The 14,684-nt window shown below is 61.6% G+C and carries 10 protein-coding genes; 8 read left to right on the forward strand and 2 right to left on the reverse strand.

Annotated features, from left to right (window positions below; genetic code table 11):
- Nucleotides 1–4: 4 nt before the first annotated feature.
- From Q0908_RS01705 to Q0908_RS01720, 4 genes are all read left to right on the forward strand, one after another.
- On the forward strand, nucleotides 5–733 hold the full coding sequence (locus Q0908_RS01705; RefSeq protein ID WP_299280705.1) for an RNA methyltransferase: 729 nt from the start codon (nucleotides 5–7) through the stop codon (nucleotides 731–733).
- Nucleotides 734–793: 60 nt separating this feature from the next.
- On the forward strand, nucleotides 794–1,939 hold the full coding sequence (gene ctaA / locus Q0908_RS01710) for a heme A synthase (RefSeq protein WP_299280706.1): 1,146 nt from the start codon (nucleotides 794–796) through the stop codon (nucleotides 1,937–1,939).
- A gap of 1 nt (nucleotide 1,940) precedes the next feature.
- Entirely contained in the window at nucleotides 1,941–3,416 is a 1,476-nt protein-coding gene (locus Q0908_RS01715; protein ID WP_299280707.1) for a carboxypeptidase M32, read from the forward strand.
- 89 nt (nucleotides 3,417–3,505) lie between these two features.
- Nucleotides 3,506–5,131, forward strand: a complete 1,626-nt coding sequence (locus tag Q0908_RS01720) for a hypothetical protein (protein WP_299280708.1) — start codon at nucleotides 3,506–3,508, stop codon at nucleotides 5,129–5,131.
- Here Q0908_RS01720 and gyrA read toward each other — a convergent pair whose 3' ends face one another.
- The gene (gene gyrA, locus Q0908_RS01725) at nucleotides 5,132–7,837 is read right to left on the reverse strand and encodes a DNA gyrase subunit A (RefSeq protein WP_299280881.1); all 2,706 of its coding nucleotides are present in this window, start codon (nucleotides 7,835–7,837) and stop codon (nucleotides 5,132–5,134) included.
- Between the two features lie 202 nt (nucleotides 7,838–8,039).
- Nucleotides 8,040–8,981, reverse strand: coding sequence for a radical SAM protein (locus Q0908_RS01730; RefSeq protein WP_299280709.1), 942 nt, complete (start codon nucleotides 8,979–8,981; stop codon nucleotides 8,040–8,042).
- Nucleotides 8,982–9,190: 209 nt separating this feature from the next.
- Here Q0908_RS01730 and zwf point away from each other — a divergent pair, with 209 nt between their 5' ends.
- From zwf to Q0908_RS01750, 4 genes are all read left to right on the forward strand, one after another.
- Complete coding sequence (gene zwf, locus Q0908_RS01735) at nucleotides 9,191–10,642, forward strand: glucose-6-phosphate dehydrogenase (RefSeq protein WP_299280710.1); 1,452 nt, start codon at nucleotides 9,191–9,193, stop codon at nucleotides 10,640–10,642.
- The gene (pgl, locus tag Q0908_RS01740) at nucleotides 10,639–11,307 is read left to right on the forward strand and encodes a 6-phosphogluconolactonase (RefSeq protein ID WP_299280711.1); all 669 of its coding nucleotides are present in this window, start codon (nucleotides 10,639–10,641) and stop codon (nucleotides 11,305–11,307) included. Before zwf ends, pgl begins: the two co-directional genes overlap by 4 nt.
- Nucleotides 11,308–11,310: 3 nt before the next feature.
- Nucleotides 11,311–12,897 carry a glucose-6-phosphate isomerase gene (gene pgi, locus Q0908_RS01745; RefSeq protein WP_299280712.1) on the forward strand — a complete coding sequence of 529 codons (1,587 nt, stop codon included), beginning with the start codon at nucleotides 11,311–11,313 and terminating at the stop codon, nucleotides 12,895–12,897.
- A 256-nt stretch (nucleotides 12,898–13,153) separates the two neighbouring features.
- Nucleotides 13,154–14,638, forward strand: a complete 1,485-nt coding sequence (locus tag Q0908_RS01750; RefSeq protein WP_299280713.1) for a peroxidase family protein — start codon at nucleotides 13,154–13,156, stop codon at nucleotides 14,636–14,638.
- Nucleotides 14,639–14,684 lie beyond the last annotated feature (46 nt).

Below are 14,684 nucleotides of genomic sequence, written 5' to 3' on the forward strand. Positions count from 1 at the left end.
GCTCATGACACCGACATTTGTTCTGACACGGCCCCAGATGGGCGAGAATATCGGCATGGCCGCGCGTGCGATGCTGAACTTTGGCGTGGACCGGATGCGCCTTGTCGATCCGCGCGATGGCTGGCCCAATCAGGCGGCTGTTGCGCTGGCCAGCGGGGCGGGCCGCGTGCTGGACGGCGCGACCGTGCACGCCGATCTGGCCGGGGCGCTGGCCGATTGCACCTATGTATATGCCACCACCGCGCGCCAGCGTGATTTGACCAAGGATGTGTTCAGTCCGGAGGCGGCGATGAAGGATGCCACCGCCCGGATCGCTGCCGGAGGTCATGTGGCGGTCATGTTCGGCCCCGAACGCGCAGGCCTTGAGAATGAGGACATCGCGCAGGCCAATGCACTGATTTCGGTGCCGGTGAACCCCGAGTTTCCCTCGCTCAACCTTGCCCAATGCGTACTGCTTGTGGGCTATGAGTGGATGCGGGTGTCGGGCGAGGTCACCGCGCAAACCACTGAACTCGCAGGTGGCCAATGGGCCAGCCAGGACGAGGTGCATCACCTGTCGCGCCATTTCGAGGAGCGGCTGGACGAGGCGGGATTCTTCTTTCCCGAGCACAAGGCCGAGTCCATGCGCCTGAACCTGCGCAATATGTGGAGCCGGATGCCGCTGACCCGCGCGGATGTGCAGACCCTGCACGGCATGCTGCGTCAGATGGTCCGGTGGGCGACGCGGCGGTGACGCTGGACCTATCCGGCGCGCGGGCCTAGGTTGCCCGGCGACGCGGACGACGAGGCAGAGATGGCGAAGAAGCGCAGCATTTTCGAAGAGGTAGACAGCGCCGAAAAGCCGGTCGCACAGGCTGGCGCCATCGATGCAGGCCGGGGCGGGGCGCGCGGTGCGATCCGGGTGTGGCTGTGGATGTTGTTCACGCTGGTGGTCGCGATGATCGCCGTGGGCGGGCTGACCCGTTTGACCGACAGCGGGCTGTCGATCACCGAATGGCGCCCCTTCACCGGAGCGATCCCGCCGCTCAATGCCGCCGACTGGGCCAGTGAGTTTGCCAAATACCAAGCCATTGACGAGTTCCGCCTGCAAAACGCGTGGATGGAGCTGTCGGATTTCAAGGTTATCTACTGGTGGGAGTGGGGCCATCGCCAGTTGGGCCGGGTGATCGGTGTGGTCTGGGCGCTCGGGTTCCTATGGTTCCTGCTGCGCCGCCAAATCCCTGTGGGCTGGACATGGCCGCTCTTGGGACTTGGGCTGCTTGGGGGTCTGCAAGGCGCGATTGGGTGGTGGATGGTGTCGAGCGGCGTGACCTCGGGCGAAAGCGTGGTGGACGTGGCGAGCTATCGGCTTACCACACATCTGGGCCTCGCCTTTGTCATCCTCGGCTTCATCGCCTGGTATATCTATCACATGGGCCGGAGCGAGCGGGACCTGATGCAGGCGCGTCGGGCCCGCGAGACCAGGCTGTTCGGCATGTCCACGGGGCTGATGCACTTTGCCTTCCTGCAAATTCTGATCGGGGCGCTGGTGGCGGGGATCGACGCGGGTCGCACCTATACCGACTGGCCACTGATGGGCGGGCAGGTCTTTCCCGCGACCGCCTTTGTGTTCGAGCCCTGGTGGCGCAACTTGTTTGAAAGCCCCGGTCTTGTGCAATTCGTACACCGGGTGTCGGGCTATCTGCTGTTTGCCTTTGCCGTCGTTGTCTGGCAGCGCGGGCGCAAATCGGCCCATGGGCGTACGCGATTTGCCTTCAACGCGGTGATGGCCGCGATGGCGGTGCAGATTGCAGTGGGCATTGTGACCGTCCTTTATGGCGCACCATGGCAGATCGCGATTGTGCACCAGTTCCTTGCCGTGATCCTGTGGGCGCTGATCCTGCGCGCGCGCTTCCTGGCCGCCTATCCCATATCCACATCCATCCGAGGGAGTGTCTGAGATGACCGCCTATGACGATCTGATGGCGTTCAGCCATGACACCCAAGCCTTGTCCCAAGTGGCGGGGCGCTTGGGCTGGGATCAGGAAACGATCATGCCGCGCGGAGCGGCACCCCAACGCGCCGAAGAGATGGCAGCGATGGAGGGTGTGTTGCACGCCCGCCGCACCGATCCGCGGGTGGGGGACTGGCTGGGGGCGATCGACAGCGCGACGCTCGATCCGGTCGGCGCGGCCAATGTGCGCGAAATCAAACGCAGCTATGAGCGCGCAATGAAGGTGCCCGCCGATCTTGCCGCGACGCTGGCGCGGGTGACGTCCACCGCTCAAGGCAAATGGGCCGAGGCGCGGGCCGCCGATGACGTTGCCGCCTTCTTGCCTGTCCTGGCCGAGGTCGTGGACCTCAAGCGGCAGGAGGGGGCTGCGCTGGCGGCAGGGGGCGACATCTATGACGCGATGCTCGCTGACTATGAACCCGGCACGACGGCGGCCGATCTAGATGCGATGTTCGGGGCGCTGCGCCCCGGCCTGACCGCCTTGCGGGCCGCGATCCTCGATCAACCCGCGCCGAAAGGCGTGTCGGGCACATTCGACGAAGCCGCACAGCTCAAGCTGAGCGCGCTGCTGGCGCAGACCTTTGGCTATGACACAAACCACGGGCGGATCGATAAGGCGGTGCATCCGTTCTCCTCCGGCTCCGGCCTTGATGTGCGCATCACCACGCGCACCAATCCGACCGATCCGTTCAACTGCTTCTATTCCACCATCCACGAGGTCGGGCACGCCTGCTACGAACAGAACATCAGCCCCGACTACCTGCTGACCCCGCTTGGATCGGGCGTGTCGATGGGCGTGCACGAAAGCCAAAGCCGCATCTACGAAAACCAGATCGGACGCGGGCGGGCCTTCACAGGGTGGCTCTATGGCCAGATGCGCGATGCGTTCGGCGATTTCGGGATTGAGGGCGAGGATGCGTTCTATGCCACGGTCAACCGGGTGAGCGACGGCTATATCCGCACCGAGGCGGACGAGGTGCAGTACAATCTACACGTGCTGCTGCGCTTTGATCTGGAACGCGCGCTGATGACGGGTGATTTGCAGGTCGGCGATCTGGAGGCGGCTTGGAACGACCGGTTCAAGGCGGATTTCGGATATGCCGTCGACAAGCCCTCGAACGGGGTCCTGCAGGATGTGCACTGGTCCGTGGGGCTGTTCGGGTATTTCCCGACCTACTCGCTCGGCAATGTCTATGCGGGCTGTCTGAACGAGGCGATGCGGGGGGCGTTGCCCGATCTGGACGCGCAGTTGGGGCAGGGGGACACCTCGGCGGCGACAGGCTGGCTAAGGGACAATCTGCAGACCCACGGCGGACTTTATGCCCCGCGCGAGGTCATCGAAAGGGCCAGCGGTATGACCCCGGGGCCCGCGCCATTGCTGGCCTATCTCGAGGCGAAGTTCGCTGATATCTACGGGCTCTGATCGCGACGGTTTCGGCACGGTTTGGCCCTATCACTCACATATTCACCGCGTACCCCTGCATCAATCTGAGGTTGTGAAAGGGGCAGGATATGCTGCGCGCGATGATTTTGGGGCTGGTGATGGCGGTCACGCCTGCGGTGGCGGGAGAGTTTGACCACAACACGCTGATCGCGCTGGTGCGCGACAATGATCGGGTCGGCGTGGATGCGTTTCTGAACGAGGCGCACGAGGCCGTCGGCCAGGGCACGCTGAGCGCCGATGGCATCCGCGATCTGTTTATCAACCTGTCACGCACGCACCCGCAGACCGCGCGTTTTGTGCGCAAATGGGTCGAAGATGCCCCCGACAACGCGAATGCACAGATCGCGCGGGCCTGGAGCATCTGGCACGAGGCCTATCAGATCCAATGGCTCGAACATCGCGAGGTGGACCGGCTGACCACGATGCGCAATGCCGCCGTCGATCACGCCCTGCGGGCACTGGCGCTCAAACCGACCCTGATCCCGGTGTCAGATGCTGTGCTGCGCATGTTTGCCCATGATGCGCGCATCGGAAATCCGGCGCAGGAACTGCATGACGTGATGATGCGCGATCCGAATTGGGGATCGTTGCAGCGGGCCATGCCATTGCTCGGACGGCGCGGAGACCAAGTCCTCTCGGCGCTGTGTCTGACCTACGGGCCGATGGTCAAACCCGATGCGACCGCCAAATGCGAGATCTATACTCAGGCTCATTACGGTACAGCATACGGGGTCGATTACGCGGTCAGGCCCGGTTACGACCCAGACGATCTGACACTGGTCATCGCGCGGGCCCATGCCTTGGTGAACGCCTATCCGGTGGCGCGGCTGACGACCGCACAAGTGGACTGGCTCGAAGAGACGTTGCTGACATTTGAGGGCGACGTGTACCAGTTCATGCAGATGTTCGACATCGCCGGACGGTTTTCGCAAAAGATCAGCCACGTGCACAGCCGCCACGCGATCACGCGGCGGTTCAAGAAGGCGCATCTGACCAAGGCCGAGGCGTTTCTGGAGGAGGATCCCTACAACGCCAAGCTGATGCATATCGTCCAAGGCGTCGCCTTTCAGCCCGATTTCGAGGTCGTGCATGACCCGAATGTCGGTGTGCGCGTTGTGGACAAGAAACCGGAGATCCTCAACCTTGCAGAAGAGCGCGCGCGGGAACTCGGCAGGCAACTGCAACTGTTGGAATTTATGGGCCGCCGTCTGATCCTGACCCCACTGTCGGGTGCAACCTGGGGGGACTATGCCATCCAGATGAGCTATGCGGACGACAATCGATATCTCTTCGAGGTCGATGCCGCCTTTGAGAACGCGATCGCTTACGCCGACAAGCCCAGCATCGCGTTGGATATTTACTTGGGGCACAAGGAAGGACAGGCCGAATTCTACGCCTTCCGCGATCACGAAGACCTGCAAGAGACGTGGGATCAGATCGGCGAGATCAACTATGCAACCGAAGTGCTGTGCCCGACCTTGCGTGCCTATCTACTGCGTCAGGCCATTTGCCCGAAAGACGACCGGGTGCAACACTTGTGCCCGACCGGTCCGTCCTATGATGAGGACAGAGTGGCCGCGATACTGAACGAAGCACGCGCGACGCCTCAGTGCAAAGGGATAGTGAGTGCGGACCTGGTGGATTTGATGTACGTTCCGGTGCCCGCGTCAGAGGCTATTATCGGCTGGAAGTGATCAGCCCTCGGCCCCGTCCTCCTCATCCCCCTGATCCGCGATCCAGGCGACGCTCACGACTTCCTCGTTCTTGCCGGTGTCAAACACCTTGACGCCGCCTGCGCTGCGCGAGCGGAAGCTGATGCCCTCGACGGGCACCCGGATCGACTGGCCTTTGGAGGTGGCAAGCATGATTTGGTCGTCCATCTCGACCGGGAACGAGGCGACGATGTCACCGCCGCGCATGGCCTTGTCCATCGCCGTGACGCCAAGCCCGCCGCGGCCGCGCACCGGGTAGTCGTGACTGGAGGACAGCTTGCCCGCGCCCTTGGCCGTGATCGTCAGGATCAGGTTCTCTGCCGCCGACATTTCGGCATAGCGGGTCTGGTCGATGGTGGCGTTGGCGTCAGTTTCTTCTTCATCCGACACATCAACATCGTCCGCCAACCCTGCGACGGCCCTGCGCATTTTCAGATATGCAGCGCGCTCATCGCTGGTCGCGTCAAAGTGGCGGATGATCGACATCGACACGACCTTGTCGGCCCCGTTCAGCTTGATACCACGCACCCCGACACTGGCGCGGCTGTTGAACACGCGCACATCCGTTGCCGGGAAGCGGATGGCGCGGCCCGAGTTCGTAACCAGCATCACATCGTCATCGTTGGAGGCAATGCGCGCATTGATCAGGGTGGTTTCGGCGTGTTCGTCCTCGAATTTCATCGCGATCTTGCCGTTGCGCATGACGTTGGTGAAATCCGACAGCTTGTTGCGGCGCACGGTTCCAGCCGAGGTGGCAAAGACCACCTGCAGATCATCCCATTCCTTTTCGTCCCGGTCCACCGGCATAATCGCGGCAATGCTGACCCCTTGGGGGATCGGCAGGATATTGATGATCGCCTTGCCTTTGGAGGTGCGACCGCCTTGCGGCAAACGCCAGGTCTTGAGTTTGTAGACCATGCCGTCGGTGGTAAAGAACAGCAATTGGGTGTGCGTGTTGGCGACAAAGAGGGTGGTGATCACGTCCTCTTCCTTGGTCTGCATGCCGGACACACCCTTGCCGCCGCGTTTCTGGCTGCGGAAATCGGCCAGCGGCGTGCGCTTGATGTAGCCGCCCGAGGTGACGGTCACGACCATATCCTCGCGCTCGATCAGGTCCTCGTCTTCCATGTCGCCGGACCAGTCCACGATCTCGGTGCGGCGGGGGACGGCGAACAGCTCACGCGTTTCGGTCAACTCGGCGGCGATGATGCCCATGATGCGTTCGCGTGATCCCAGAATCTCCAAGTATTCCTTGATCTTACCGGCCAATTCTTCAAGTTCGTCGGTGACTTCCTTGACCCCGATCTGAGTAAGGCGTTGCAGGCGCAGTTCAAGGATCGCGCGGGCTTGCGTTTCGGACAGGTTATAGGTGCCGTCCTCGTTCGCGGTGTGGGTCGGATCGTCGATCAGCGCGATATAGGGCAGGATCGATTCCGCAGGCCAACGGCGTTCCATCAGACGGCTGCGCGCCTCGGCAGCATCTGCGGATTGACGGATGGTGGCCACCACCTCGTCGATATTGGTGACGGCGACGGCCAGCCCGCACAGGATGTGGCTGCGCTCGCGCGCTTTGCGCAACTCAAACGCGGTGCGGCGGGCAACAACTTCCTCGCGGAAGCCTATGAAACTAGTGAGAAAACGGCGCAGCGTTAGTTGTTCGGGGCGTCCCCCATTCAGGGCCAGCATGTTGCAGCCGAAATAGACTTGCATGGGGGTGAAGCGGAACAGTTGGTTCAACACCACCTCGGCGGTGGCGTCGCGCTTCAGCTCGACCACGACACGCACACCGTTGCGGTCGGATTCATCCTGGACGTGGGCGATGCCTTCGATTTTCTTGTCGCGGGCCGCTTCGGCGATCCGCTCGATCATGGTGGCCTTGTTCACCTGATAGGGAATCTCATCAATAACAATGGCGTAGCGGTCTTTCCTGATCTCTTCAACGCGGGTCTTGGATCGCACAATGACCGATCCGCGCCCCTCAAGATAGGCTTTGCGTGCGCCGGAGCGGCCCAACATGATCCCACCGGTGGGGAAGTCGGGTCCGGGCACATAGTCGATCAACTGCTCAGAGCTAAGATCAGGGTCTTCGATCAGTGCCAGGCAGGCGTCGACCACTTCGCCCAAGTTATGAGGCGGAATGTTGGTGGCCATGCCTACGGCGATGCCGCCAGCCCCGTTGACCAGCATGTTGGGGAAACGGGCGGGCAGAACCGTGGGTTCGCGATCCTTACCGTCATAATTGTCTTGAAAATCAACGGTGTCCTTGTCGATGTCGGCCAGCACGAAGGCTGCAGGCTTGTCCATCCGCACCTCGGTATAGCGCATGGCCGCCGGGTTATCGCCGTCCATCGAGCCAAAGTTGCCCTGGCCATCGAGCAGCGGCAGCGACATGGAAAAATCCTGCGCCATGCGCACCAGCGCGTCATAGATCGCGGAGTCGCCGTGGGGATGATATTTCCCCATCACGTCGCCGACAGGTCGGGCGGATTTGCGGTAGGATTTGTCGTGCGTGTTCCCCGTCTCGTGCATGGCGTAAAGAATGCGGCGATGCACCGGTTTCAGACCGTCGCGCAGGTCGGGAATGGCGCGGCTGACGATGACGGACATCGCGTAGTCCAGATAGGACGTGCGCATCTCGTGTTCGATTGAAACCGTCGGCCCGTCGTATTCGGGCCGTTCGGGGATCATTTCATCATCGTTTTCAGGGGGTTGTGGCGTGTCGTTCACGTGAGGCAGCCCGTTTATATGTGGGGTCTATATCTTGGGGGTCACCCTAACAGATACAGCATATAAGGTGCAATGCCTGTTGGCGGATCGAAGCCGTCGTACGCCAAAGGCGCACCTCGCGGCGCACGCCAGTGTGGGAGTTGCGTGTAGAAACGGGCCGCGATCAGGCCGAACAGGACGCCCCGCCAAGCACGCAGAATTTGGCGCAATGGGGATGGTTGAGCGGTACGTCGCCCTCGGCCTCTGCCAGTGTCGCGCCGAGCTCGAATTGCGGATCATAAGGCAGCAGGGTGCAGGCTAGAACCGCAGGTGCCTCCGCGCCTTTACGCTTCACCACCATGCGGGAGGACGAGCACATCACTGCCTCGGGGTGCTTGTTCAGGATCGACCAGCATTGTGTCGTGATTTCGGGGACTTCGACCCGCGCGTCCATCTCGGGAAACAGGACGGTCGCACCGGGGTTGAACGCGTCAATGTCCCAGCCATGCGTGGCATAAAGGGAAGCGTAGCCATCGCGCGCCTCATCCTCGCTTTCTGCCATCTCGATGCGCCCCGCCACGGCGAGGCGCGCCCCGATCGAGGACAGCCAGTTGATGCCCGCCAGCGTCTTTTCGAACGTGCCCACGCCGCGTTCGGCGTCGTGAATGTGGGGGGCGTAGTGATCGACGCTGATCCGGAAAGTCAGCTTGTCCCCATAGGTCTCGACCAGTTCGACCAAGCCGTCCTTGACCTTGGGGCGCATCATCGGGGCCATGGCGTTGGTCAAGATCAGGACGTCATAGCCGCGCACCAGGCTGCGCCCGACCATGTCCAGAAATTCGGGATTCATGAACGGCTCGCCCCCGGTAAAGGCGATCTCGCGCACGTTCCAGTCGCGCGCCTCAAGCTGGTCAAGGTAGTCCGACACCTCGTTGGCGGTGATATAGACCAGCGCATCGTTGGTGGGCGAGCTTTCGATATAGCAGTTCGTGCAGGCGATGTTGCACAGCGTGCCGGTGTTGAACCACAGCGTCTCGGGGTTGGAGAGGGCGACACGCGCCCGGGCCTCGCCTTTGGCGGTGACATCGGGGTCCTGAAACTTGCCCAGATTTGCGAGGTCTTTCATCGAAGGTATTTCCGTTTGTTATAGCCGTGCAGCGGACTTGTGCCGTGACTAGACCTAGAACCGCAAGTCTTTGATAGAAAGAGCATCTATCCCGGTTTGACGCCTTTGTGATAAGCAGTGGCATAAGCCGCCGCCGCGGACCCTTTCCTGCGTTGAGTATCCGTTTGAAACTGTTTATGTTTGCGCAAACATATCAAGGAGCACTTGCCATGGTGTCGCGCGTCATTCCGGTCGAAGCTTTTGATCTGGTTATCTTTGGAGGCACGGGCGACCTGGCGCGTCGCAAAATCCTGCCGGGGCTGTTCCGCCGCTATTGTGCAGGGCAGATGCCTGAAAATTCGCGCGTGATCGGCGCGGCACGCGGTGACATGGACAATGACGGCTACCGCGCATTTGTTGCCGAAGCGGTGCGCGAGTTTGGCGGACGGCGCAGCTGCGAAGACGGCACGCTAGACGGATTTCTTGAGCGGATGGCGTTTGTGTCGATCGACGCGCGCGGCGAAAAGGGCTGGTCCGAGATGGCGGAGCTGATGCGCCCGGATGTCGTGCGTGCCTTTTACTTTTCGGTCGCGCCCAGCCTGTTTGGCGATCTGGCCGAGCGGCTGAACCAGCATGGCCTCACCGATGACAGCAGCCGCATCGTCGTCGAAAAACCCTTTGGCCGCGATCTGGACAGCGCGCGCGCGCTGAACCGTGATCTGGCCGCCTATTTCGACGAGGGTCAGATTTACCGGATCGATCACTATTTGGGCAAGGAGACGGTGCAAAACCTCATGGCCGTGCGCTTTGGTAACATGTTGTTCGAACCACTTTGGAATTCGCAATACGTTGACCACATTCAGATCACCGTGGCCGAAACGGTTGGTGTCGGCGGGCGGGGCGAATATTACGACAAGTCCGGCGCGATGCGCGACATGGTACAGAACCACCTGATGCAGCTGTTGTGCCTGATCGCGATGGAGCCGCCGTCGAAATTCGACCCCGACGCGGTGCGCGACGAGAAACTGAAAGTCATCCGCGCCCTTGACCCGGTTGAGCCGCACCACATCGTGCGTGGCCAATATGACGCGACCGAGGGCGCGGAAAGCTATCGCGAAGAGGTGGGCGATCCGCGCTCGCGCACTGAAAGCTATATCGCGATGAAGCTGGGGATTTCGAACTGGCGGTGGGCCGGAACCCCGTTTTATCTGCGCACCGGCAAACGGCTCAAGGCGCGCAGCAGCGAGATCACCATCGTGTTCAAGGAACTCAATCACTCGATCTTTGGAGAGGCGGGGGATCACCGCAACGAGTTGTCGATCCGCCTGCAACCCAATGAGGGGATAGAGTTGGGCGTGACCATCAAGGAGCCCGGGCCAGGCGGGATGCGGCTGATCAATGTGCCGCTGGATATGTCCTTTGCCCAGGCCCTTGGCGCGGATGCCGAGGATCCGCCCGATGCCTATGAGCGCCTTATCATGGATGTGATCCGGGGCAATCAGACCCTGTTCATGCGCGGCGATGAGGTCGAAGCCGCCTGGGCCTGGACCGATCCGATCATCAATGGTTGGGACGCACGCGGCGATGTGCCGAAAACCTACGAAAGCGGCAGTGAGGGACCGGTCGATGCGGTTCAATTGCTGGCCCGCGATACCCGTGTCTGGCGTAAGGTGTCTCCATGAAACTGATCGAATATCCCGACCGTGAAATGCTGGCCATGGGCCTGGCTGATACGCTGGCAAGCGAGTTGAAAAACTGTTTGCTGGTGCATCCCCATGCCTCTTTCGTGGTGCCGGGGGGGACAACGCCGGGGCCGATCTTTGACAGCCTGTGTGCGGCGCGTCTGGATTGGGACCGGGTGCATGTGATGCTGAGCGACGAGCGATGGGTGCCCGAAGATCACGACCGCTCGAACGCCAAATTGCTCAAGGAACGGTTGTTTGTCGAACGCGCGGCAGAGGCCCAATTCGTGCCGTTTCACCAGCCGGGCAAGACGCCCGACGAGGCCGCGCTTGAGTTGTCGGGGCGCTTGCAGGGCGAGATGCCGATATCACTGCTGTTGCTCGGCATGGGGGCGGACATGCACACAGCCTCGCTGTTTCCGGGGGCGGTCGGTCTTGAGGCGATGCTGGCGGATGATGCGCCCCTCGTGGTGCCCGTGTCCGTTGACGGGCAGGAGCCGCGCATTTCCTTTTCCGGCCCCGCACTTGCGGGCGCGATGGCCAAGCATCTGGTGATCTTTGGTAGCGAAAAGCGCGCCGCTTTGGAGGCTGCGCAATCTCTTGACCCGCGCGAGGCCCCCATCCGGGCTGTGATGAGCGGTCTGACAGTGCATTGGGCGGAGTGAGCCATGTGGAATAAATTGCAGGCCAAACAGGCGGATGTAGCCGACCGCGCGATCCTAGATCTGTTTGACGGGGCACGGGCTGATGCGTTTTCGGTGCAGACCCAGCATATGCGGTTTGACTATTCCAAGACCAACATTGATGCCGACACCCGCGCGCTGCTGCTTGAGTTGGCGGACACGGCGCAAGTTGCCGCCCGCCGCGATGCGATGTTTGCAGGCGCCAAGATCAACGAGACCGAAGGGCGCGCTGTGCTGCACACCGCCCTGCGCAATCTGGACGGCGATGCGGTCGAGGTGGAAGGCGTGGACGTCATGCCGGAGGTTTTGGCGACGCTGGATCGCATGAGCGCATATGCGGATAGCGTGCGCCGCTCTGCTATCACGGATGTGGTCAATATCGGCATTGGTGGCTCTGATCTGGGTCCGGCCATGGCGGTGCAGGCCTTGTCGCCTTACCGCAACGGGCCGCGTTGTCATTTCGTCTCGAACGTCGATGGGGCGCATATCGCCGACACGCTGCGCGGATTGGATGCAAAGACCACGCTGGTGATTGTCGCCTCCAAAACCTTCACGACAATCGAGACCATGACCAATGCCCGCACGGCGCGGGCCTGGATGAAGGATCACGGCGGCGATCCGAACGCCCAATTCGCTGCGCTATCGACGAATATGGAAAAGACGGCTGATTTCGGCATTCCGGCCGACCGCGTCTTTGGCTTTGAGGATTGGGTCGGCGGGCGCTATTCGCTGTGGGGGCCGATTGGCCTCAGCATCATGTTGGCCATTGGGGCAGAGGGATTCCGCGCGTTCTTGCGCGGTGCGCAGGACATGGATCGTCACTTCTGTGCCGCCGAGGGGGCCGAGAATATGCCGCTGATGCTGGCCCTTGTCGGCATCTGGCACCGGCAGGTCTGTGGTCATGCCACCCGCGCGGTGCTGCCCTACGATCAGCGCCTTGGCCAATTGCCCGCCTATCTGCAACAGCTTGAGATGGAGTCCAACGGCAAGTCCGTTGGCATGGATGGTGCGCCGCTGCCGGTTGAGAGTGGCCCGGTGGTTTGGGGCGCGCCCGGCACAAACGGGCAGCATGCGTTCTATCAGTTGATCCATCAGGGCACGTCGGTCATTCCGTGTGAGTTCATGGTGGCGGCCAACGGGCATGAGGACGATCTGCGCCATCACCACGACCTGCTGGTCGCCAACTGCCTGGCCCAGTCCGAGGCGCTGCTGCGGGGTCGGTCGCTCGACGAGGCGCGCGCCAAGATCTCCGGGTCGTTTGAGGGGGCCGAGTTGGAACGTCAGGCGGCGCACCGGGTGTTTGCGGGCAATCGGCCGTCGACCACACTGATCTATCCGATGCTGGATCCGTTCACACTTGGTCAGATCATCGCGCTGTATGAACACCGTGTGTTTGTGGAAGGCGTCATTCTGGGTCTGAATTCCTATGACCAGTGGGGCGTGGAACTGGGCAAGGAACTGGCCACGGCCTTGCAGCCGGTTGTCGAGGGTGCGGCATCGGCGGACGGCAAGGATGGATCCACGCAAAGCCTTGTCGCCTATCTGCACGCCCATCGCCAGGACGCACCCTAAGAAGTGAGCGCCTGACGGCGCACATGATGTTTTGCGCCTGCTTTTGGCAGTCGCGGTGCCTCCGGCGGCGGTATTTTGGGTCGTAAGAAACGGGCTGTTCCGGCTCGTCTTTGCCCATACGTGTGCGGTTGTCCGCTTGCGTATGGGCCTCATGGGGGATTTCCTGACCTGCCGTGAAGCCCCCACAGCGCGTACCCTGATGTCACGCGAGACTTATTTTCGCTGATCACTTTTAACATATCAGGAGGCCAATATTATGGCTGGTACCCATCACGGGCTGTCACGGCTCGACCAACTTATGAAAGCATGTATCAACGGTGAGGGGCCCGCGCGCCCCTTTGCCCAGACCCTTGGGCGGCTCATGCCGGCCAACCCGGTGCATATCAAGAATATCACACACGGCGACGTCATTCAGGCGCTTGATGATCTTTCACAGACCATGGCCGCGACCGACAACACGGATGGCCCTGCGGATGCGGGCATGACTTTTTTTGGTCAGTTCGTGGATCACGACATTACGCTCGATGCCACATCGGCTTTGGGCACACGGATTGATCCGGCCACCATCCCGAATGTGCGCACGCCAAGCCTGGATCTGGATTGTGTTTATGGGGCTGGCCCCGAGGCGTCGCCGCATCTTTATGGCGCGGGCGAGGCTGAGCAGTTCCTGGTCCATGGCCGCGATGACAACCACCGCGATCTCGCGCGCACCTGTGCGGGCAAAGCCCTGATCGGAGATCCGCGCAATGACGAGAACGTTCTGGTCGCGCAAGTCCAGTCGATCTTTATCGAGCTGCACAACATTCTGATGAGCAAGCGGGTCGAGGGTGGTGATGCGGCCAGCGACATCAAGGCTTGCGCGCATGAGGGCATGCCCAAACATGTCTGGCATGATCATGTGTCGCCCAAACTGGCGAACTTTCAGGAGGTGCGCCGCTTTATCCGGCTGCACTACCAGTGGATCGTGTGGTGCGAGTTGTTGCCGGCCTTCGTCACGCAGGACTGTCTGGACTGGGCGCTGGATCATCACGCCTTTGGCTGGGATGCGCCTGTGATGCCGGTGGAGTTCACCGGAGCCGCCTATCGGTTTGGTCACGCCACGACGCAGTTTGAATACGCACTGCGCGATGGCGAGGCGGCACGTGGACTGTTTGCCTTGCCTGGCTTTGGGCCGCGCCCCGAGGACGGCAACATCGACTACCCGATGTTCTTTGGCATGAATGGTGATGTGAACTCGCAAAAGGCGCGACCCGTGGGGCCAAAACTGGGCTCTCCTTTGCTGAACCTGCCCTTTGTGCATGACACCATCGCGCTGGCGGATATCGACGAAGAGCTGACGCTGGCCCAATCGCGCAACCTTGCCCTGCGTAACATGGTGCGGGATCGCTATACCTATCAGCTTGCCAGCGGTCAGCAGGTCGCGGCCCGTCTGGGCACCGATCCTGTCCACGTGCCCGATGTGCTGAAACACAAGGGTATCACCAAGACGCCGCTGTGGTTCTACTGCCTGCAAGAGGCTGAGCAGCACGGCAATGGCAAGTTGACCGGGGCGGGGGGGCGCGTGGTCGCCTCTGTCTTTGCCAACCTGTTGCGGCGCGACCCGACCACCTTCCTGCATATCCCGCATTTCAAACCCTGGCACGGGTTTGCAGGGCAGCCAAGCGTATTGGCGGGTCTGATTGCTTATGTGGAGGCCAATCGCGGGCATATCGCCCATGCTGACGCCTTGCGCTGCGGGTAAGCGCGCAAACAACGGCCAACGGGGCGGGCCATGTGTCCGCCCCTTT

It is taken from the genome of uncultured Tateyamaria sp., assembly GCF_947494755.1.
In the GTDB taxonomy this organism is placed as follows: Bacteria; Pseudomonadota; Alphaproteobacteria; order Rhodobacterales; family Rhodobacteraceae; genus Tateyamaria.